Below are 19,148 nucleotides of genomic sequence, written 5' to 3'. Positions count from 1 at the left end.
AGAGCACGGTTGGTTATGCCGGCATCGAAGTTGACGATCCTCTTTCCATCTCCCGAGCAATTGAATTGGGAGCGAACGGCCTTATGCGACACTCGTATGCGTGTGACGGCGGGTTGGGAGGACTGGCGGTTCCCGGCGCAAAAACAGGCGTTAGTCATTGTCAACGAAATGAGCGCTGGAGGCGCCCCGACGCCGCCTCTTCAACGAAGGGGTGGGCCAAGAGCGATAACTGCAAGCCGGAAATCGTGACACGTGCGACAGGGGGCCAACCAACGCCCGGAAAAAACCGGACCCATGTGCATCAGTTGTAGGCTTTCTGAGCCGTGTGCACATGGGGCCGGTCTGACCGTCGCCGCGTTTTCGGCCAGAGACAGCTTGCGATGCGTCAAGCCAGACCAGTGATTTGGTCGCGACACTGCGGCGGCTTTGCGGAAAAACGCGCGCTTACTTCTTCATCTTCTTGGTCTTCTTGGCAACTTTCTTGGTCGCCTTGGCAGTCTTCTTTGCCTTCTTCGCTTTCTTTGCCATGTCTTCCTCTTGGGGTTGGCTGGCTTGACGAATGTGCGGTGCGCTGCGAGTCAGCGGACGCACCATCAAGCTAACACCAAACGAGCAAAAACTATACCACGTAGATTAACGCGCTTCCCTGAGCGTTGCACCATGCGAGCAGACGTCCCGTTGATGCCGGGGCTATGCGGTCTCGGCGATGATGGCGATGATGCGCGACGATTCGTCGATAGCCATCAGCGGGTGTTAGAGCTCGATCTGCTCGGCGATAAGCGCGTCATCTACTTCAATCCGACATATCGCGCGCCCGCGAGCGGTGAGAGGACGCGCGGAAGAGCAGCGAGACTCACAGGCGTAGATTGCCTGCGTCCCAATTCGGCAACAAGCGGTCGCCCCGTGTGCCCCTGCGAGGCGCGGGTCGTGATGGCCAGCGTCATTGCGCCGATCGCGCCAACCGGCAAGGCATGGAGAGCTGGAACCAATGCACAGTTACGATAAGCTGTTTCACCATTTCCAGTTTTCGAGGTCCAATGTCTGAAGTGGACTGGCTTAGCCATCTCCTGCAAATCGTGACCGTTACCGGCCAGCTCGAAGTCCGTTGCGCGTACGGCGCGCCATGGCGTGTTACCTGGGCCAAGGCAGCGCCGAATGAGATCCCCTATCACGTGATTGTCGGGGGCCGGGCCATTCTCGAGGATCCGGAGTCGAGAACAGCGTGGGAACTAGGGAACGGGGATATCGTGCTGCTCCCTCATGGTGCTGCGCATGTGCTGCACGACGGCAGCGGCCAAACGCCGGTCCGTACTCACGAGAGCCGGGGCTCTGCCGGATGGATGTTGAGCGAGAACGATGGGCGGGGTGAGCAACTGGATCTGCTGTGCGGACGGTTTTTCGTCGCGCCACCCCATGATCGACTGATCCGCAACTACCTGCCCGCTAATGTGGTGACACGGGCTGTGGACAGCCGTGGAGAAGAGGGCATCGGGTCCGCATCCAACCAACTTGCCGGACTTGTCGGGCTGATGCGAATGGAGTCCGCCGGTAACAGGGCGGGAGGGCGCGCCATTCTCAACGCGCTCTCTTCGGTCCTATTCACTCTCGTCCTGCGCGCCGCGAGCGAATCCGGAAAATCGGCCGAGGGCTTGTTGGCCGTGGCTGGCAATCCGCGACTGGCTCCAGCCGTTGCGGCGATGTTCGCGGATCCAGCGCGGCCTTGGAAACTGCCCGATCTGGCCGATTTGTGCGGGATGTCGCGCGCTACGTTCATGCGCCAGTTCCAGGACAAGCTGGGTCGCTCCGCCCTCGATTTGTTGACCGATCTCCGCATGAGTCTGGCCGCCAACGAGTTGAAGAAGCCAGGGATCAGCACTGAGGCCGTGGCCGAGACCGTTGGGTATCAATCCGTTTCGGCATTCCGGCATGTCTTCGCCGAAAGGATGGGGATGACGCCGGGGGAGTGGCGGCGACTGGCGCACAATGGCGAGTAAGGCGGGCGCCTTGGGATCCAGAAGGCGCGGTTTGATCCTTTCGCGCATCACCTTGAGCCAATCCAGTCTCGAAATTATCACTCGTCCCCGTAAATTAGGCTCCGTAATCACTTGATGAGGGAGCCATCCAATGAACTGCGTCAGCCTTGCCACCACCGGACCCGCAACCCGCGCAGCCGTCGAAATCATCGGGGAGACCGGGAAGAGCGAAAACGCTTTCGCGACGAACGCCGTCATCGAAACGATCCTGAGCCGCAGTGCCGCCAAGTACTATGACCCTACCGCCACGCTGAGCGACGACCAAATCCGCGACCTGGTGCGTATCGGCACGTCCGCGCCGACCTCCTTCCACCTGCAGAACTGGCGCTTCATCGCCGTACGCTCGTCAGAAGCCAAGGCACGGCTGCGTCCGATCGCCTGGAATCAGCCCGCGATCACCGACGCGGCTGTGACCTTCATCATCATCGGTAGGCTGGCCGATGCCAGCACCGTCCCCGACCGGCTGGCGCCCGTGGTGGAAGCCGGCATCATGCCGGCGCACATGGTGCCGGAGTGGGAAATCCCAGCTCGCGGTCTGTATGACAATCAGCCGCAGCGCCAGCGCGACGAAGCCGTGCGCTCCGCGACCTTTGGCAGCGCGGCGATCATCTACGCGGCCCGTTCGCTGGGCCTGGGTTCAACGCCAATGATCGGTTTCGACTCCGATGCGGTGCACGGCGAGTTCGGCCTGGCCGAAGACGAAGTGCCGGTCATGCTGTTGACCGTTGGGCCGGAGCGAGCTGGCAACTGGCCGCAGAAGCCACGCTTGCCCGTGGTTGATGTCCTGGACTTTGCATAATCAATCATCAACTCGAGAGCTTATGGAGACAATGATGTCAAGAATTGCCGCTCTGAAGCCGGAACAGGTGCCGCCTGAATCGAAACCGACTCTCGACGCGTTCACTAAGAACATCGGGTTCACCCCAAATATGATGGCTGCCTTCGCGCAGAGTCCGATCGCGTTCAACTCCTGGGCAACCCTGCTCGGATCCCTGAGCAAAGTGCTCGACGTAAAGACGCGAGACAGCATCGGGCTCGCCGTTTCCGAAGTGAACGGCTGCAACTACTGCCTGACGGTTCACAGCTTTACAGCCGAACATATGGCCAAGCTGGAGGCCGATGACATCATTCTGGCCCGAAGGGGTCACGCCAAGGATCGGAAGCGGGACGCTGCCGTCCAGTTCGCACGCAAAGTCATTGAGACCCGCGGCCACGTCCACGACGCTGATCTGAAAGCCGTCCGCGATGCTGGCTACACCGATGCGAACATCATCGAGATCGTCGCGCTTGTGGCCATGTACTCGCTGACGAACTTCTTCAACAACGTGTTCGATCACGAGAAGGACTTTCCCGCCGTTACGCCGGCCGGCTCGATCTGAGCTCGGTCCCGCACCCTCGTGAAGCTATTGGAACAATCACATGAACATCCTGCATATTGATGTCAGTCCGCGCCTGGAATCGCATAGCCGCCAGCTTTCAGCGGCGATCGTCGAAAGGCTTCTCGAGGTTGCGCCCGGGGCGGGCATCACTCGGCGTGATTTAGGGACTGAACCCTTGCCTCACGCCATGGCTGATTACGCGGTCGCATTGTCGTCGCCGGCCGCCTTGGCGGCCCCACCGAAGGGCGCTCTGGATGTTTCCGAAGCGCTTGTTCAGGAAGTCGAAGCGGCGGATGTGATTGTCATCGGGACGCCCATGCACAACTTTACTATTCCCTCGGTTCTGAAAGCGTGGATCGATCAAATCTTGCGCGTCGATCGCACGATGATGTCGACGCCCGCCGGGAAGGTCGGAATGCTCCCGGACCGTCCGGTGTTTATCGGCGTCGCTTCCGGTGGCGTCTTTTCCGGGGACCGAGCAAACCAACCCGATTTTCTCGCGCCTTATCTGTCTCTGGCATTTGGCTGCATTGGGCTAAAAGCCCTGCAATTTCTCTCGGTACAAGCCACCGGGTTCATTGACCGGGAGCAGGCCACATTCGCTCGAAAGAAGGCCCTGGCAGAGATCGATCTGACGGTCATACGAGAACTTCGACCTCTCGATGATGGCCTGCGGTGCTCTCCGACATCGGTAGACCGTATCGCAATGCAGACGCCCTGCTTGGGAGCGTCGCGCTAGCAGCATTCTGAGGGCGCGCCGCAAGTTCATGACACGCGCGCATCATAACCTCCGGCCTCCGCCGGCCTATCAAGACGAGGTCTTTCGATGATGTTACGTACAGGTACGAGAGTAACAGCCGCTGGCGAGACACTTCCCCAAATCGGCGACAGGATCATCGACAAATCAGCACCGCCCGATGACGGCACCGTCCGCGAATGGATCGGACCAGATGCGTTCGAGTATTGGGCCGAGCTGCGGAACTGGATTGACGAATTCTACCCTGGAGTTTTCGCGCCGGACTGGCTCTACGGGGGCAAGAACCGCGGTTGGTCCCTGCGCTACAAGAAGACCAAGGCGTTCTGCACCTTGGTGCCGGAATACAAGCGGGTTTCGGCCGTGGTGGTCATGGGCGGAGCAGAACGAGAGAAGTTTGAGGAGCGGCGTTATGTCTGGCGCCCGCAATTGGTCAAGCTCTACGATGAAGCCACAACATACATAGACGGGAAATGGCTGACGATTGCCATCTCGTCGGAAAATGATCTGCATGATGTGACAGAGCTTTTGGCTATGAAGCGCCCGCCACCGTCGCGCGGGTGAAGTTCACGAAAATGCTGGTTCGCCGCGCGATGGCTCCTAGGAATGCGAGCGGCGGTCTCGCCGATATCACACAGCAATTCGACATCAAGCTCGTCGCGGAAGGCATCGAACTGGCGACTAATTGAGTGAGAGATCGAAATGACCTCCGCGCCTGCAACATAACTTGAGGAGACAATTCGATGAAAGCAATTGTGGTAACAGACCAGGCTACGGGAGCGGCCGGGATGCAGCTGGTGGAGCGGCCTGAGCCGCAGGCGGCGATAAATGATGTCGTCGTACAGGTCCCGCGGCGGGGTTCGTCAACACCGAACTGGAGTGGCCTTCGACCTGGGCAGATCGGGCTTTCCGCGACCGGACGCCGTCGATCCTCGGTCACGAACTGGCCGGTGTGATCACCGCGCTAGGCTACGGCACCACGGGGCTGTCAATCGGTCAACGGGTATTCGGCCTCTCGGACTGGCATCGCGCGGCCGGTGCCGTCGGTTCGATGGTGACGCAGCTTGCCCGAGAGGCGGGTGCCTATGTCATCGGCACTGGACGCGCCGCCGACCGCCAGAAGGCTCTCGACTTCGGTGCAAATGAATTCGTCGATCTTGTGAATGACACCCTGGAGGACGTCGGCGGCGTCGATCTCGTGTTTGACGTCATTGGCGGGGATATGCAGAAGCGGTCGGCAGCGCTGATCCGTGCAGGCGGCACGCTTGTGACAGTCGTCGGACCGACGGATATTCGACCTGCCGATGGCTTAGCAATCGACTTCGTCGTCGAGGCTGATCGTGCCCAACTGACCGAGATCGTTCAGCGAGTGCGGGATGAAAGACTGCAGACAAATATCGGCAAGGTTTCATCCTTGGACGACGCGGTCGCCACGTTCAATTCGACTGAGCGGCACGCGGGGAAAACGATCATCCGCGTTCGCTCGTGACGTCCGCCGGAGTCAAAGCTGCACAATGTCGTCCGCAAAAGCAGGCGCACATAGGCTTTCGAAGAGTCGATCGAATTGCTGGACCTAAACGGGCCGGACTCGATGCCAGCTGGTGGATGGGCTTGGCGCATCGAGCCATGACGCCGCTGTCTTCCCGTCACCATCTCGGATCTTTGCTGGCTGTGTGCCTTCCACACCGCCGCAGCGAAGCGCACTCATTCGATAGCGTCTTATCAAACGCAAGAGGGCTGATCTTGAATCAAGGGCGAGAAGCAACAAGCACGATGGGTCCGTAGGCCGCGTGCGATAAGCGGTGATGGTATCTTTTCGCGCTGGCCGCACGACGCGCTGCGTGACCGAGGAAGCGAAGAATCGAGCAGGAAAGTCGTGGAGCATGGCATTTTTCATGGCATAGACTGCCTAGCGCCTCTAGATTGTTGATAAATACGCATAATTTTGTTTTTATAATCGAGCGGCAACCTCCGGCTCCATAAGCTTTTGCGCGAGCAAGCCGGCGTGCGGCGTGAGCGCAGAGAAATCACGCGCGCAAAGATAAAGTTTCCTAAGCGCCCAGGGTTCTTGCAGCGGTACTATCGTCAAACCAGGATGCCTCAAATCTTTTGCTGACGCCTCCGATAAGATTGCGATCCCTACACCTGATTCAACCATCATCGCGATGTTCTCGATCCGCCTGAGTTGAATGCGATAGTAAATCTGACGACCTAGACGGGCTGCGCGCTCTCCTAAATGAGCTTCCAGCGCCGCATCGGACAAGCCGACGAACGGCTCACCAACGATTTCCGCAAAGGGTATCGATCGTTGATCGCTGATGCGATGCGTTTCACTCGCCACAACGACGAGTTGGTCTTGCGCGATTAGGCGAGTTTGCAATGCTGTCAAATCTGCGATGTCGGCCACAATTCCCAAATCAGCACGACCTTCTGCGATGGCCAGTGCAATCTCAGTGCTTGGCCGTTCATGGAGATCGATAGAAAGATCCCCATAGGCTACCAAGAACTGGCCGAGTTGATGCGGTAGAAAAGCAGCCAACCCAGCCGTGTTGGACAACAGCCTGATGCGCCCTTTCAGGCCAGTGCCATAGGTGCGCAGTTCTCCACGCATCTGCTCGACTTGGTCCAGGATCAAGCGGGCATGGCGAACGAGGGCGTTACCGGCCGCAGTCGTAGTGACCCCACGCCTATTTCGTTCCAGGAGCTGCGCGCCAAGCGAAGATTCCATTCCGGAAATGCGTTCGCTCACGGAAGCGAGCGCCAAGTTCATGGTCTCTGAGCCTTTGGTGAGGCTGCCTTGCTCCACCACGGTCAGGAACAACCGCATGTCCGTCAAATCGAAGCGCATTCTTTTCCTTCGTCCCTGCCGAAGCCACCCATCGGAAATGGCCAATTGTGACGTTCGGCCGGTGCGCGTACTCTACATCATGCGACGCCATTTTTGTCGATTTGTGACGAGAACACAAGCGATTGGAGAGTGGCGTCTCGGCGAGAACGGGGATTTATCACCAGCCCATCAGGCGATATTAGCGCGGATGCCATCGGCCTGCACGAAGTCTTCAACCGCAATACGGCCCAGACCGAGTGGCTCAGAATGAGTGATTATCTTTCGTCGCATGTTCTGGCTATCGCGCTGACGTTTTTCGTCGCCGGGTTCGTCAAGGGGGTGGCCGGCATGGGCCTGCCAACCGTGGCTATGGGCGTCCTCAGTGCGATCATGTCGCCAGTCAGCGCCGCTTCGCTGCTGGTCATTCCATCCTTTGTCACCAATTTTTGGCAGCTCTTTACGGGGCCGAATTTCCTGGCGCTGATGAAAAGACTTTGGGTGATGATGCTCGGCATCATGGTTGGCACACTCGCCGGCTCATGGCTTCTGATGAGCGCCAATACGGTATTCGCAAGTGTTGGATTGGGTGCCGCCCTGATTGTCTATGCGGTGCACGGCTTGTCTGCGAAGCCATTGTCGGTTCCTGCGCGCTTCGAGGGTCTATTGGCGCCTGTCATTGGGTTGACAACCGGGTTGATCAATGGAGGAACCGGGGTTTTCACGCTTCCCGCCGTTCCCTATCTTCAGGCTCTCGGGCTTTCCAAAGACGATCTTATCCAGGCTCTGGGGCTGTCGTTCACAGTGTCAACAATTGCACTTGCAGCGGGCTTGGCTCGTGGCGGCGCTTTCCATCTTGGAAATGTTACCTTGTCCGCCCTCGCGGTCATTCCTGCGTTGCTGGGCATGCAGGTCGGGACAATGGTCCGCGAGCGCATAAGCGCCGCAACCTTTCGACGCTGGTTCCTTATTCTCCTCGCAGTTCTTGGCCTTGAACTGGCCGTTCATCCATTCTTCCTCTGAGGCAGAATGACGATGCCCCAGATCGTAAGCCCGTCCGTTCCATCAGGTTCACTGAATCTCCGCGAAGGAATTTCCATGCTCGTACCACGCCAGAATGCCCCGGAGCTGATCATCGAAACTCTTGACCATGGACGGTTCAATCTCGCTACGGAAAAACCAGAGCGCCTGACTCTCGTCTGCTTTTATCGCGGTCTGCACTGCCCCATTTGCGCAAACTACCTGAAGGAGTTGGAGCGCCTGACGCCTGCTTTTGCTCAGCGCGGCGTCGAAACGATCGCCGTCAGCTCAGACGGGGAAGTGCGGGCACGCCGGATGGCGGAAAAGATCGCGGCAAAGAACCTGCGAGTTGGTTACGGTTTGGAATTAAGAGCGGCCCGCGAATGGGGTCTCTATATCTCGGCTTCGCGCGGGAAAAGCTCAATCGACATACAGGAGCCGCCGAAGTTTTCGGAGCCCGGCGTTTTTTTGATCGAACCCGATCAGACGATCTACTATCTTTCAGTACAGTCGATGCCGTTCGTTCGACCAAATTTCGGTGAGATGGTGCAAGCCGTCGATTACATCATCAAAAATGACTACCCGGCGAGAGGCGAATACACAGGGCCGGTCTGAACACGTCTCTGAAGGTTGGCGACACTGGAACAATAAACACCGATGCGACCGCAACTCGGGTTCCGTTCAGGACCACGGACGGCGAGGCGCAGATCGTTGCAGATATTCTACTCCAGGGTGATGCGCGATGCGCTAAATGGCCGGTTCGAATTTGAAGGCGGATCTCGCGAGCGAAACACAGCGATCACGCGGGACCATCTTGCTAATTGCCTGGACATCAGCGCGGTATTGCTTGCGCCATCGATTCATCCTCTGCCTCGGCACCCTGGGATCAGGTTGAACCTGGCAGCATCGCGGCGCTGGGAGGATCGGCCGGTCCGCTTCGAGGTCTTCCGGATTGCATCCTTTCCGCGGAGAACTTTTGCTTTCGGGCACAAGGACACTGCAACGAGCAGGCAAGGTTGCGTTCGGCAGTAGAAATTGGGAGCTATTCAACAGCCTCGATTCCATGCTCTCCGGTGAAAAATGCGATGTTTTGATCTATGCGTCCGATCCAGTGCGTCCTGTCAATCCACCCAGTGTCACCTGGGCGGCTCGATATCTTGGTTCATCAGTCGCGAAAAATCGAGCCCACAAACACGGAATGATGTACCGCCCGGAGAGTGCTCTGAAGTATCCCCTCGATAACAAAGGGAATTGGATCCTGTTTTGGGAAGTCGATAGCCTGCGTCTGCTTGAGTCTCCGATCAGGATTTCCAGCCGCCGGGAATCCGAAAACCAAAGCGGTATCTGACCGAGTTCATTCCCCACGGTCCCGTATTGATTGAAGCGCCAGAGATTGCCTAACCCGATCCCCTTCGGCCTCAGCCCGCTCACGCAGTTTCAGTGTACTGCGTCGAACCACAGCGTACAGCAGAGCTGGAGCTGCCTGAGCCGGGGCCTTTATTTGAGGCCGCCCGCGATTGACATTGCGCCTACGGACTGAGTTTCCACAGCGCTGGCAGGAACGATCCAGTCTGCCTCACCCAAGCTGACTTCTATGAGTTCCGGTGCGCGCCGCTCGACCGCCTCCGATCGATTCTTCCGAAACTGGTCACATGGACCTCTCCGAGAGGGGACGTTGACGCCGATTGATCTGGATTTGTATTGTGGATTTTAGCCGTTGCATTATTCGTGATATCAATGACGGTATGTCATGAACCTCAGATCTGTCGATCTCAACCTTCTGGTCGCTCTGAACGCTCTTCTCACAGACCTTCACGTAACCCGTGCTGCCGACAGGATTGGCCTTAGTCAGCCCGCAATGAGCAATGCGCTCTCCAGGCTGCGTCACATCTTCAAGGACGAGCTTCTGGTCCGGACGGCCAACGGCATGCAGGCCACCCCGCGTGCGATCGAGCTGGCGGAGCCGGTGAAGCGGCTTTTGCGGCAGTTGGAGCGCCTTCTGGACAGCGAATCCGCTTTCGATCCGATCACCACCACACGGAGCTTTTCCGTGAGGTTGTCCGATCTTCTCAGCCGTCTCCTTCTTCCCGCCGTCAGCAAGACGTTGGAAACGACGGCCCCCTTCGCGCAGCTCGACGTCGTCCACTATTCGCCGACGCATACGGTGGAGGCCTTGGAGAAGGACGAAATCGACCTTGCGATCTCGATGGGTCTCGCGCATTCGAATTCGATCAAGTCGGTCGTTCTGATGAGGGACCGGATGGTGTGCGTCATGCGCGAAGGCCACCCTTTGGCGCAGCGGCCCCTTACGATGGAGACGTTCCTCGAGGCGGTGCATCTCAAGGTCTCGATATCGCCGACAGACCTCCGCTTCGTCGATGACGTTCTCGCCCGGCAAGGGCTGACCCGTCGGGTCGCGATCAACGTTCCCCATTGGCTGCTGGTCCCGCACATGCTGCGGGATTCCGATCTGTTATCGGTCATGCCGCGGCGCCTGGCCTTCGCGATGGTCGCGGAAGATCTTGCGATCCGAGACCTGCCGTTTGCGTCCGATCCCTTCGAATGGTCGATGTATTGGCACCGAAGGCACGATGCCAGTCAGGACCTGAACTGGTTGCGTTCGATCTTCGTCGATGCCACGCGAGGCCTTCCCGACAACGACTGAGAGAGGGCAGCTCGCCGACCATCTTTTGATAATCCGCAGCAAAAGCAGGATTATTGGTCTGCCAAATAATGGAATAGCGGATTCCGATTAGACGCCGCCATCCCGATCGCCATTCTGCTCCCAAACAATTTCGGTCGATCTCGGTCGACCCTTGGGAGGAATGGATGCAAGCGATTTCGGACGTACAGGCGGCATCGGTCAACGCGGGCGCTCGCCTCGATCGGCTGCCGATTTGCGGCTTTCATTGGCGGATCCTTGCGCTGATCGGCGCGGGCATGTTCCTCGACGCCTTCGACATCTACCTCGCCGGCGGCGTTCTCGGAGCCGTGCTGAAGGAGGGGTGGTCGACACTCGAGCTCAACGCGGCGTTCGTCACCGCGACCTTCATCGGGATGACTTTGGGTGCCTGGTTCTCGGGCATTCTGGGCGATCGCTACGGTCGCCGTTTCTCCTATCAGATCAATCTGGCCATCTTCGGCCTTGCCTCTCTGGCGGCCGCGCTTGCTCCGTCCATGCAGGCACTGATCGCCGCGCGCCTCGTCATCGGGATCGGGCTGGGCGCCGAGATCGTCGTCGGTTACGCAACCCTGACCGAGTTCGTCCCTGCATCATCCCGCGGCCGATGGATCGGTATCCTGGCCGTGATCACCAACTTTTCCCTGTTCGTCTCGTCGATGGTTGGCCTGTGGGTCATTCCGAGCCTCGGATGGCGCTACATGTTCGGCCTCGTTGGCGTGTTGGCGATGATCGTCTGGTTCCTCCGAAAGTCGATGCCGGAGTCGCCCCGCTGGCTAGCCGCTAACGGCCGCGCCGACGAAGCCGAGGCGATCCTCGCTCGCATCGAAGCGGAAGCTGTCAGGAAGGGGCCGCTGCCGCCGGTTTCGACCGTGCAGCGCGTAGAAGACGAGGGCGGATCCGTCTGGCGCCTGTTCGCCCCCCCTTACCTCGCTCGCACCTTGCTCGGCAGCCTCCTGCACATCGTCGTCGGCTTCAGCCTCTACGGCTTCATCGGCTGGTTGCCGACGTTCATGGTGAAGGGTGGCCACAGCGTTGTCTCGTCGCTCGGCTACACGACCTTTATGTCTCTGGGCGGCCCGGTCGGATCGCTCATCGGCTTGGCGCTGGCCGATGCGATCGGTCGTAGACCGTCGATCATCGGATCGTCGATCGCGGCGGCGGCCTTCGGGTTGGCGTATCCGTTCATGCCGGACGGCGCTCCGCTCGTCGTGGTCGGCTTCCTTCTCGTCACCGCGATCTACGTGATGTTGGCCACCGGCTTCGCCATGCACGTTCCGGAGCTCTTCCCGACCCGCTACAGGCTCCGTGGCACGGCTATCTGCGCGACCGCCGGGCGTGTGACGACGGCGTTGGTCCAATTCGCCGTCATCGCGATCTTTGCGTGGAAGGGGTTCGTCGGCGTGCTGGTAACGCTCGCGGGCATTCTTTTCTTCCAGGCGGTGGTCTTCATGATCTTCGGCTTCGAGACCAAGGGTCGCGCCCTTGAGGAAGTCTCGGGCGCGCCGACCGGGACGGAAGCCTCGGCTTCGAGAGAGAAGGTCGTCAGCATCGGAGCCTAGCGGACACGGACCAAAACGAACCCGGAGATTCCCTTCGGGCTCACTGCCGTCGAGCCGTTTGCAGGAGCTGTGACTGACCTGTGGAGCCGCGACGGTAGTCACGACATTCACGTCACGAATGTGCGCAGAAGAACAATCCATTTCGAAAATGGCGATGGATGCGGTCAAATCTGGATCATCCATTCCGCCAATGAGCAAGGGGAAGAAGCAATGACCAACATCCAGAAACTGAAGGACACGGTGAAGGTGTGCATGTTCGACCAGTACGGCACCGTCGTCGACATGCAGGGTGGCCTTGTCAAGATCGCGACGCCGTTCCTCGAGGGGAAGGGCTGGACGGGCAACCCGAACTCCTTCGTCACCTGGTGGCGCCGCACCCATTTCGAGAATTCGATGATCGACGCGCTGCTCCACCGCGAGCACACGCCCTATCGGGAGATCGGTCACCGCGCCGTCTCCCAGGTCATGGACCGGTCGGGCATCAAGTACACGAAGGACGAGGTGAAATACCTGGTGGGTGAGATCGAGAAGCTCGAATGCTTTCCCGAGGTGCCGGCGGCGCTGGCGATGCTGCAGACCAGGTACAAGCTGGTCGTGCTCTCCAACGGCGACCGCGACATGCTTGAGACGGCCAAGAAGTATCACAAGATCCCGTTCGACAACGTGATCTCGGTCGCCGAGGCGAACTCCTTCAAGCCGCACGTCGCGACCTACACGAAGGCCGCCGAGATCCTCGGCCTCAAGATGGATCAGATCCTTTTCGTCGCCAACCATGCGTTCGACGTCATCGGGGCGAAGTCGGCCGGCATGCGTACCGCGATGATCAATCGCCGCGATCGGCCGTTTGAAGAGACGCCGCACAAGCCCGACATCACCGTCCCCACGATGAAGGATCTGGCAGATGCGTTCGTCTAGTGCGGAAGCTCTCTCCGGCATCAAGGTCCTGGACCTGTGCCGCGTCGTCTCCGGCCCCTTCGCCACGATGCATCTCGGTGATCTCGGTGCGGACGTCGTGAAGATCGAAGATCCGCGTATCGGCGACGAAAGTCGCCGATACGGTCCTCCGTTTGTCAACGGGGAGAGTTCGTACTTTCTGTCGGTCAATCGCAACAAGCGCAGCTGCGCGATCGATCTGAAGTCGCCGGCGGGGCGGGACGCGGTAATCGCGCTCGCCAGGGCCGCTGACGTCGTGATCGACAACTTCAGGCCAGGGACCCTCGATAAATGGGGCTTGTCCTACGAAGCGATGGGCGCCCACAATCCCAAGCTCATCCAGTGCAGCATCTCCGGCTTCGGCCGGACCGGTCCGGACGCGAGCCGGCCCGGTTACGACCTGATCCTCCAGGGCGAGTCCGGCGTCATGGACATCACCGGAGATCCGGACGGGCCGCCCATGAAGGTCGGCACGTCCATCGCCGACCTGGTCACCGGGCTCTACGCATCGCAGGCGGTGCTCGCAGCGCTCATGAAGCGCGAGAGGAGCGGCGTCGGCGGACGGGTCGACGTCTCCATGCTGGACGCCATGGCCTCGCTGCTGACGTTCAACGCCGGCATATACTTCGCGTCCGGAGAAAGCCCGAAGCGTCGCGGCAACGTTCACCCCACCATCAGTCCCTACGAAACCTTCGAGGCGATCGACGGCTGGTTCAACCTCGGCGTGGCCAACGACAAGTTCTGGTTGCTGTTCTGCGCCGTCATCGGTCGCAAGGACCTCGAAGCCGACCCCCGCTTCGACACGGCTCCCAATCGGGCGGCGAACCGCGCCGCGCTCGGCGCGATTCTGCGTCCGATCTTCAAGTCCGAGCCGCGCGACCGTTGGCTCGAGATCTTCAGCGGAACCGGCATTCCGTGCGGCGCGATCAGGACGGTCGGCGAGGTCTGCGAAGCGCCTCAGCTCGTTCAGCGCGACATGGTCCAGACCGTGACGCACAGGGTCGCCGGCGAAGTCAAGTTCGTGGCCCGGCCGTTGCGTTTCGACGACAAGCCGCCCGCGCCGTCCACGCCGCCGCCGACTCTTGGCGAGCACACCGTTGAGGTGTTCGAGCACTGGCTCGGTTGGACGCGGAAGGAGGTGTTAGATCTCGCCTCCAAGGGGGCCTTCGGAGATGCCGCGCTGAAGCAGTCGGCCGAATAGGGAGCAGAACGGATGGACGAGGCGCAGGTTCGGGAACTGGTCGTGACAGCCATGGGGGACGGTCGCCATGAATTCGGATCGTTCTTCCTGTCGCGCTTCTTCGGGATGACGGCCTCCTATGAGGCCGACGTCTGCATCGTCTCTCTCGACGTGAGGCCCTACATGTTTAACCCGCAGGACTCGCTCCACGGTGGCGTGCTGGCGACGGCCCTCGACATCTCGATGGGACATCTTCTTAAGCATCAGTTCGGCCCCGGCGCGACGCTCGAGATGAAGGTCCAGTATTTCGCCCCGGCCCGGCGCGGACTGGTCACCTGCTGTGCCAGCTTTCTGAAGAAGGGACGCAAGACCTTCTTCCTGCAGTCGTCGGCCCAGGATGGCGCCGAAGAAACGATCGCGCAAGCGACGTCCACCTGGAAGCAGTTGTGAACGACGTCGTCGCCAGGCTCCGGGAGTTGCTGGGCTCCGATTGCATCACCGATCCGGCGCTGGCGAACGGATATCTCTCGGACTGGCGCGGTCTGCTTCGCGGCAACGCAGCCTGCGTGCTGCGCCCTAGGTCGACAAGCTTGCTCTCGCAGAGTGTCCGCATCTGTCGGGGGGCCGGCGTCGGCGTCGTGCCTCAAGGCGGCAACACGGGGCTCATCGGCGGTTCGACGCCGGACGAAACGGGCCTGCAGGTCGTGATCAACACCGGCGCCATGAAGAAGATCAGGACGGTCGACCAGGTCGACATGTCCGTCATCGCGGAGGCGGGCGCAACCATCGCCGAGCTTCAGAGCGCGGCGGCGGAGGCGGGCGCGTTGTTTCCCTTGTCCTTCGCCTCGGAAGGCACCGCCACGCTCGGTGGCGCACTGGCGACGAACGCAGGCGGCATTTCTGCCGTACGGTACGGGAGCGCGAGAGATCTTCTGCTCGGAATGGAGGTCGTGCTTCCCGACGGACGGATCTGGAACGGCCTGCGCACGCTCCGGAAGGACAACACCGGCTACGCCCTCAAGCACCTCTTTGCCGGTTCGGAAGGAACGCTCGGCATCATCACGGCCGCGGCGATGAAGCTCGCGCCCCTGCCGGTCGGTCGCGAGGTCGCCTTCTGCGCGGTCGAGACCGAGAGCCAGGTGCTGGATTTCTGGATGAAGCTGCGCGCGGCCGCGGACGGGAATGTGCGTGCCATCGAGTACCTCTCGGGCTCGTGCGTCGAGCTGGCGAAGCGCGAAGGGCTTCGTTCGCCCGTCGAGAAGGCGGACCACTACGTCCTTGTCGAACTGACTTCGAGCCGTCCGGGAGCCGGTCTGAAGGACATGCTGGAAGCGTTCCTCGCCGACAGGCTGGAGGACGGCACCATCGTCGATGCTTCGCTTGCCCAAAGCGGAGAGCAACAGAAGCAGATCTGGCGCCTTCGTGAAGACCAGACCGAGCTCCAGAAGAAGGCGGGACGCGACATCAAACACGACGTCGCTGTGCCGGTGGCAAATGTGCCCGAGCTTCTTCGCCGAAGCTGCGCCGACGTCGAAGCCAGCTTCCCTGATGTGACGGTCGTTCCGTTCGGTCATGTCGGAGGCGGCAACATCCACCTGAACGTCGTCCTGCCCGCGGCGCTCGGCGCCGAACGAGCCGCGGAGCAGGGTAGGCAAATCAGCCAGGCGATCTACGATATCGTGCTCTCCCTGGGTGGAGCGTTTTCGGCCGAACATGGCATCGGTCGGGCCAAGGTCGGCCTGCTTGAAAGCAAAAGAGATCCAGTCGAGTTCGATCTTATGCGCCGGATCAAGGCGGCGCTCAACGAGGACGGCTCGTTCAATTCCGGCAAGATATTCCGACCATTGCAACGCGAACCCGCAGAATGACTGCTGACGGTATCGGCTGGAAGTCGGCGAAAGCCCTAGAGGCCGTTCCGACTTGGTGTACCTCTAGTGCGTCGATTGATTCCGATACTTGCTGAAGCTGCCAACCCTCAGAGCCTCGCAAATTTTCCTGTGAATTCAAGACCGAAAAATTCAGGCGGGTATACCGTCGGCATTAGACCGTCAGCTTTGAGAATTTGTGCTTGGAAATCAACGCGAAAACGTCTTCCTAAATCATTGAGTGGGAGTAGGGGGATAGCGGCGCTATCGCCCGATTGGCCCTGTTGATGCCATCGGAGCAATGCTCTGCCACTCGCCAATGAGAACCGCTTTGGTGCAGACGTCCCGGCGCGGATGACGGATGTTAGGAGGGTATCTCCTGTGCGATCTCCCACATATGACCGGATGGGTCGGAAAAGGCGGCGGTGCGGCGACCCCAGGGACGATCGATCGGGCCGTTCACCAAGTCTACGCCGTTTTGCCGGAGCCTCTCACAGGCATCATCGACATCGCCGACTCGAATGGTCATGAGCATGCGAGGTCCGGCGCTCGAAGCAGCCGGCACCACCGGCTGCACAAGCTGCAGTGCCTCCGTCTCCTGTAGCAAATTGACCATTACGCCACCGAGCCCGATCACGCTGCATACGGCGTCGGAATAGATCGGCCTGGCGTCGAACACGGACTCGTAGAATGCCCTCGCGCGCGCGAGGTCGTCAACGAAGAGGGTCACGCACTCTAGATTGTTCAAGCTTTTCATTCGCAGGGCCTCAGTTGACAGGGCAGTCGAGTTTCTTTTGACAAAAAGATAACAACGTATTTGAGAATAATGAAGCAGTACCATGATAGTATCTGGCGGCGAACCGAACGGAGAGTACCTTGTTGACCGATACGGGACTTCCGAAGCTTAAGCCTGGCAAGAAGCTCTACAAGCGCGGCGACCGCGACGGCATGTACGTTACCGTCCTGCCCATCAATAGGCGCAAGCAGATCTGCGAAAGTGGCGACCACTCGATCAAGGTGGTGCATTGATGCGCGCCGCGTTGAAAGTGGTACTGGCCGCAATATTTGTGATGCCGGCTGCGGTGGCTCTGGCGAAGTCTCCGGACTGCGCGAGTTGGCCCACGAACATGGCCCTCGTGCACCTCAAGAACGCCGGCCTGATCGATATTCCATCCGTGATCGAGGCGCAGACCAAGGCCGTTCGTCTCGCATCCGAAAAGATCGGCAAGGACCTCCACCAGGAGGTTTACGACATCACGTTTCACACCAAGGATGGCAAGACAATCGAGGTCATCACGAAAAGCCAGGCATCAAGCGAGGAATGCTCGATGAGCGGCGTCGACGTCTATGTGGTCGCGAAGAAAATCGGCGGGTCGGCAGAGCAGTCATCTGACGGCAGGGCCCAAAAGTGATCCGGCTGACCGAAAGCTCAAGAACGAGGGCGGGATGACGATTGAGCCAGAGCGGGCCGAGCGCTAGCATCGCGTTATGGACGCCGAACGACGAATTGAGAGCTTGGAAGCAGCGCTTGGGGCCAGCTTGCCCGTGACGTATCTCGCCTTCCTGCGGTCACACAGGGAAGAGCCGTCTCGTCCGGTTCAGGTCGTCTCGACCAATCCAGACTACTGGGATGTGAGCTGCATCTTCGAAATCGGGGACGCTGAAGACTACCTCCAACTCGATGGTTGTTATGAACTGGTTGGCGACGTCCTTCCCGAAGGGATGCTGGCAGTTGGCGAAGACCAAGGTGGTAACCTCTACCTTTTGGATTGCCGCATGGGTCCGAGCACCGGAGCCATCTATTGGTGGGATCACGAACAGGAGCCTGGCGAGGACCGCGTGGAGTTGGTCGCGACGAGCTTCCCGGAGTTTCTCGCCGTTCTGGTCCCCGATTCATAGCAGCACGCGCGTGGGCGCCGACGATCAACTTCGCTGTCAGGTCGATGCCCAGCGGCCGGTTTGGAGCTGCTGAAGCCCGCCGCCAAAAGCGAAATCCGTCGCATTCGTATTGGGGCTTGCTGCTGCTGCGCGGCAGCCTCGCCTCGGATCCTCGCGCGCGTCCGCTCCGCACAAGCCGCACCGCGATTTCGTCAAGAAGTCGTTCAATGCTGTGAGCCGCGGGAGCAAGACGAACGGAGACATCGCATGGGCACAGGCAAACTGATCGGAAAAGTCGCGCTGGTGACCGGAGCGTCATCCGGGATTGGAGCAGCAACGGCCGTGGCTCTTGCAGCCGAAGGAGCGCGCGTGGCGATCGCAGCCCGGCGCATGCAGCGCTTGGGAGATCTTGCGGAGCGGATACGCCAAGCCGGCGGCCAGGCGCTTCCGCTCGAAGTCGATGTTTCGGACGAGGCGCAGGTCTCGGCGATGGTGCTGCGCGCTATCGAGGAGTTTGGGCGGCTCGACATGTTGCTCTGCATAGCCGGCGTTGGCGTCGCCGCGCCGTTCCAGAACACCACGACAGCTGAATACCGTCAGATGATCGACGTAAACTTCCTGGGGCTGCTCTACCCGATCCATGCCGCGCTGCCGGGAATGAAGCGGCAAGGTTCGGGGCATATCGTGATCCTCTCATCCGGCACCGGACGCTATATCCATGCCTCAACGGTCTATTCCGGGACCAAGCATGCTGCCAGCGCCATGGCGGAATCGCTTCGACGCGAAGTCGGGAAGGACGGCATCCGCGTCACGACGATCGAGCCGGGGGCCGTCAAAACCGAGTTTGTCGCGCAGATGCGTCCCGATGTCCGCCAGGCGGTGGAGACCAGACTGGGAGACATGGAGCAGCTCGAGAGCGAGGACATCGCCGCTGCCATCCTCTACGCGGTGACGCAACCGCCCAGGGTCAACGTCAACATCCTCACGCTTTATCCCACCCAGCAGGCCTGAGCCCGCCGTCATGCCGGGTAACAAACATT

General features: G+C 60.0%; 21 protein-coding genes and 1 pseudogene. 18 read left to right on the top strand and 4 right to left on the bottom strand.

Annotated features, from left to right (window positions below):
- Positions 1-444: 444 nt before the first annotated feature.
- Both FXB41_RS22665 and FXB41_RS22660 read right to left on the bottom strand, forming a co-directional pair.
- Positions 445-594 (bottom strand): hypothetical protein, encoded by a 150-nt coding sequence (locus FXB41_RS22665; protein ID WP_219683259.1) that lies wholly within the window; start codon positions 592-594, stop codon positions 445-447.
- Positions 595-788: 194 nt separating this feature from the next.
- Positions 789-1,064 carry an NnrS family protein gene (locus FXB41_RS22660; protein ID WP_219683258.1) on the bottom strand — a complete coding sequence of 92 codons (276 nt, stop codon included), beginning with the start codon at positions 1,062-1,064 and terminating at the stop codon, positions 789-791.
- Between FXB41_RS22660 and FXB41_RS22655 the strand changes: the two genes are divergently transcribed.
- The 6 genes and pseudogenes from FXB41_RS22655 (at position 1,038) to FXB41_RS22630 (ending at position 5,655) form a co-directional block, all read left to right on the top strand.
- Entirely contained in the window at positions 1,038-1,994 is a 957-nt protein-coding gene (locus FXB41_RS22655) for an AraC family transcriptional regulator (protein ID WP_219683257.1), read from the top strand. The two genes, FXB41_RS22660 and FXB41_RS22655, sit on opposite strands and share 27 nt — an antisense overlap.
- Before the next feature lie 130 nt (positions 1,995-2,124).
- Positions 2,125-2,832 carry a nitroreductase family protein gene (locus FXB41_RS22650; protein ID WP_246649048.1) on the top strand — a complete coding sequence of 236 codons (708 nt, stop codon included), beginning with the start codon at positions 2,125-2,127 and terminating at the stop codon, positions 2,830-2,832.
- A 34-nt stretch (positions 2,833-2,866) separates the two neighbouring features.
- A complete protein-coding gene (locus tag FXB41_RS22645; RefSeq protein ID WP_219683256.1) occupies positions 2,867-3,412 on the top strand; it encodes a carboxymuconolactone decarboxylase family protein in 546 nt (181 codons plus the stop codon).
- Positions 3,413-3,452: 40 nt separating this feature from the next.
- Positions 3,453-4,151, top strand: a complete 699-nt coding sequence (locus tag FXB41_RS22640; protein WP_246649045.1) for an FMN-dependent NADH-azoreductase — start codon at positions 3,453-3,455, stop codon at positions 4,149-4,151.
- A gap of 87 nt (positions 4,152-4,238) precedes the next feature.
- The gene (locus tag FXB41_RS22635) at positions 4,239-4,730 is read left to right on the top strand and encodes a DUF3788 domain-containing protein (protein ID WP_219683255.1); all 492 of its coding nucleotides are present in this window, start codon (positions 4,239-4,241) and stop codon (positions 4,728-4,730) included.
- A gap of 179 nt (positions 4,731-4,909) precedes the next feature.
- Positions 4,910-5,655 (top strand): annotated as a pseudogene (locus tag FXB41_RS22630) (NADP-dependent oxidoreductase).
- Between the two features lie 462 nt (positions 5,656-6,117).
- Here the strand turns inward: FXB41_RS22630 and FXB41_RS22625 are convergent.
- Positions 6,118-7,014: a LysR family transcriptional regulator gene (locus FXB41_RS22625; RefSeq protein WP_219683254.1), complete on the bottom strand. Its 897-nt coding sequence runs from the start codon at positions 7,012-7,014 to the stop codon at positions 6,118-6,120.
- Positions 7,015-7,260: 246 nt separating this feature from the next.
- On the opposite strand from FXB41_RS22625, the gene FXB41_RS22620 reads away from it, so the two are divergent.
- From FXB41_RS22620 to FXB41_RS22585, 8 genes are all read left to right on the top strand, one after another.
- Positions 7,261-8,013 (top strand): sulfite exporter TauE/SafE family protein, encoded by a 753-nt coding sequence (locus tag FXB41_RS22620; RefSeq protein WP_219683253.1) that lies wholly within the window; start codon positions 7,261-7,263, stop codon positions 8,011-8,013.
- 75 nt (positions 8,014-8,088) lie between these two features.
- Positions 8,089-8,625, top strand: coding sequence for a peroxiredoxin-like family protein (locus FXB41_RS22615; protein ID WP_219683338.1), 537 nt, complete (start codon positions 8,089-8,091; stop codon positions 8,623-8,625).
- Positions 8,626-9,760: 1,135 nt separating this feature from the next.
- Positions 9,761-10,675 carry a LysR family transcriptional regulator gene (locus FXB41_RS22610; RefSeq protein ID WP_219683252.1) on the top strand — a complete coding sequence of 305 codons (915 nt, stop codon included), beginning with the start codon at positions 9,761-9,763 and terminating at the stop codon, positions 10,673-10,675.
- Positions 10,676-10,839: 164 nt separating this feature from the next.
- Positions 10,840-12,252 carry an MFS transporter gene (locus FXB41_RS22605; protein WP_219683251.1) on the top strand — a complete coding sequence of 471 codons (1,413 nt, stop codon included), beginning with the start codon at positions 10,840-10,842 and terminating at the stop codon, positions 12,250-12,252.
- A 210-nt stretch (positions 12,253-12,462) separates the two neighbouring features.
- Positions 12,463-13,167 carry a haloacid dehalogenase type II gene (locus tag FXB41_RS22600; protein WP_219683250.1) on the top strand — a complete coding sequence of 235 codons (705 nt, stop codon included), beginning with the start codon at positions 12,463-12,465 and terminating at the stop codon, positions 13,165-13,167.
- Positions 13,154-14,386 (top strand): CaiB/BaiF CoA transferase family protein, encoded by a 1,233-nt coding sequence (locus tag FXB41_RS22595; RefSeq protein WP_219683249.1) that lies wholly within the window; start codon positions 13,154-13,156, stop codon positions 14,384-14,386. Before FXB41_RS22600 ends, FXB41_RS22595 begins: the two co-directional genes overlap by 14 nt.
- A 12-nt stretch (positions 14,387-14,398) precedes the next feature.
- Complete coding sequence (locus FXB41_RS22590; RefSeq protein WP_219683248.1) at positions 14,399-14,815, top strand: PaaI family thioesterase; 417 nt, start codon at positions 14,399-14,401, stop codon at positions 14,813-14,815.
- Positions 14,812-16,233: an FAD-binding oxidoreductase gene (locus FXB41_RS22585; protein WP_219683247.1), complete on the top strand. Its 1,422-nt coding sequence runs from the start codon at positions 14,812-14,814 to the stop codon at positions 16,231-16,233. Before FXB41_RS22590 ends, FXB41_RS22585 begins: the two co-directional genes overlap by 4 nt.
- A gap of 361 nt (positions 16,234-16,594) precedes the next feature.
- On the opposite strand, the gene FXB41_RS22580 is transcribed toward FXB41_RS22585, so the two are convergent.
- Positions 16,595-16,987, bottom strand: coding sequence for a VOC family protein (locus FXB41_RS22580; RefSeq protein ID WP_007592186.1), 393 nt, complete (start codon positions 16,985-16,987; stop codon positions 16,595-16,597).
- A 119-nt stretch (positions 16,988-17,106) separates the two neighbouring features.
- Here FXB41_RS22580 and FXB41_RS42170 point away from each other — a divergent pair, with 119 nt between their 5' ends.
- The 4 genes from FXB41_RS42170 (at position 17,107) to FXB41_RS22560 (ending at position 19,119) form a co-directional block, all read left to right on the top strand.
- On the top strand, positions 17,107-17,259 hold the full coding sequence (locus FXB41_RS42170) for an integrase (RefSeq protein WP_035992850.1): 153 nt from the start codon (positions 17,107-17,109) through the stop codon (positions 17,257-17,259).
- Positions 17,259-17,642 (top strand): hypothetical protein, encoded by a 384-nt coding sequence (locus tag FXB41_RS22570; protein ID WP_007592184.1) that lies wholly within the window; start codon positions 17,259-17,261, stop codon positions 17,640-17,642. The genes FXB41_RS42170 and FXB41_RS22570 overlap by 1 nt, the downstream gene beginning before the upstream one ends.
- A gap of 76 nt (positions 17,643-17,718) precedes the next feature.
- Positions 17,719-18,129, top strand: a complete 411-nt coding sequence (locus FXB41_RS22565; RefSeq protein WP_007592181.1) for an SMI1/KNR4 family protein — start codon at positions 17,719-17,721, stop codon at positions 18,127-18,129.
- Positions 18,130-18,189: 60 nt separating this feature from the next.
- Entirely contained in the window at positions 18,190-19,119 is a 930-nt protein-coding gene (locus FXB41_RS22560; protein ID WP_246649042.1) for an SDR family oxidoreductase, read from the top strand.
- Positions 19,120-19,148: the final 29 nt, after the last annotated feature.

The sequence above is a fragment of the Bradyrhizobium canariense genome (assembly GCF_019402665.1).
In the GTDB taxonomy this organism is placed as follows: domain Bacteria; phylum Pseudomonadota; class Alphaproteobacteria; order Rhizobiales; family Xanthobacteraceae; genus Bradyrhizobium; species Bradyrhizobium canariense.
The sequence above is the reverse complement of the archived record's forward strand: the minus strand, read 5'-3'. Positions and strand labels throughout refer to the sequence as shown.

Excerpts from the sequence above, each read along its gene's own strand:
- FXB41_RS22665 (WP_219683259.1), bottom strand. The coding sequence starts at position 594 with ATGGTGCGTCCGCTGACTCGCAGCGCACCGCACATTCGTCAAGCCAGC.
- FXB41_RS22655 (WP_219683257.1), top strand. The coding sequence starts at position 1,038 with ATGTCTGAAGTGGACTGGCTTAGCCATCTCCTGCAAATCGTGACCGTT.
- FXB41_RS22660 (WP_219683258.1), bottom strand. The coding sequence starts at position 1,064 with ATGGCTAAGCCAGTCCACTTCAGACATTGGACCTCGAAAACTGGAAAT.
- FXB41_RS22650 (WP_246649048.1), top strand. The coding sequence starts at position 2,125 with ATGAACTGCGTCAGCCTTGCCACCACCGGACCCGCAACCCGCGCAGCC.
- FXB41_RS22645 (WP_219683256.1), top strand. The coding sequence starts at position 2,867 with ATGTCAAGAATTGCCGCTCTGAAGCCGGAACAGGTGCCGCCTGAATCG.
- FXB41_RS22640 (WP_246649045.1), top strand. The coding sequence starts at position 3,453 with ATGAACATCCTGCATATTGATGTCAGTCCGCGCCTGGAATCGCATAGC.
- FXB41_RS22635 (WP_219683255.1), top strand. The coding sequence starts at position 4,239 with ATGATGTTACGTACAGGTACGAGAGTAACAGCCGCTGGCGAGACACTT.
- FXB41_RS22625 (WP_219683254.1), bottom strand. The coding sequence starts at position 7,014 with ATGCGCTTCGATTTGACGGACATGCGGTTGTTCCTGACCGTGGTGGAG.
- FXB41_RS22620 (WP_219683253.1), top strand. The coding sequence starts at position 7,261 with ATGAGTGATTATCTTTCGTCGCATGTTCTGGCTATCGCGCTGACGTTT.
- FXB41_RS22615 (WP_219683338.1), top strand. The coding sequence starts at position 8,089 with ATGCTCGTACCACGCCAGAATGCCCCGGAGCTGATCATCGAAACTCTT.
- FXB41_RS22610 (WP_219683252.1), top strand. The coding sequence starts at position 9,761 with ATGAACCTCAGATCTGTCGATCTCAACCTTCTGGTCGCTCTGAACGCT.
- FXB41_RS22605 (WP_219683251.1), top strand. The coding sequence starts at position 10,840 with ATGCAAGCGATTTCGGACGTACAGGCGGCATCGGTCAACGCGGGCGCT.
- FXB41_RS22600 (WP_219683250.1), top strand. The coding sequence starts at position 12,463 with ATGACCAACATCCAGAAACTGAAGGACACGGTGAAGGTGTGCATGTTC.
- FXB41_RS22595 (WP_219683249.1), top strand. The coding sequence starts at position 13,154 with ATGCGTTCGTCTAGTGCGGAAGCTCTCTCCGGCATCAAGGTCCTGGAC.
- FXB41_RS22590 (WP_219683248.1), top strand. The coding sequence starts at position 14,399 with ATGGACGAGGCGCAGGTTCGGGAACTGGTCGTGACAGCCATGGGGGAC.
- FXB41_RS22580 (WP_007592186.1), bottom strand. The coding sequence starts at position 16,987 with ATGAAAAGCTTGAACAATCTAGAGTGCGTGACCCTCTTCGTTGACGAC.
- FXB41_RS22570 (WP_007592184.1), top strand. The coding sequence starts at position 17,259 with ATGCGCGCCGCGTTGAAAGTGGTACTGGCCGCAATATTTGTGATGCCG.
- FXB41_RS22565 (WP_007592181.1), top strand. The coding sequence starts at position 17,719 with ATGGACGCCGAACGACGAATTGAGAGCTTGGAAGCAGCGCTTGGGGCC.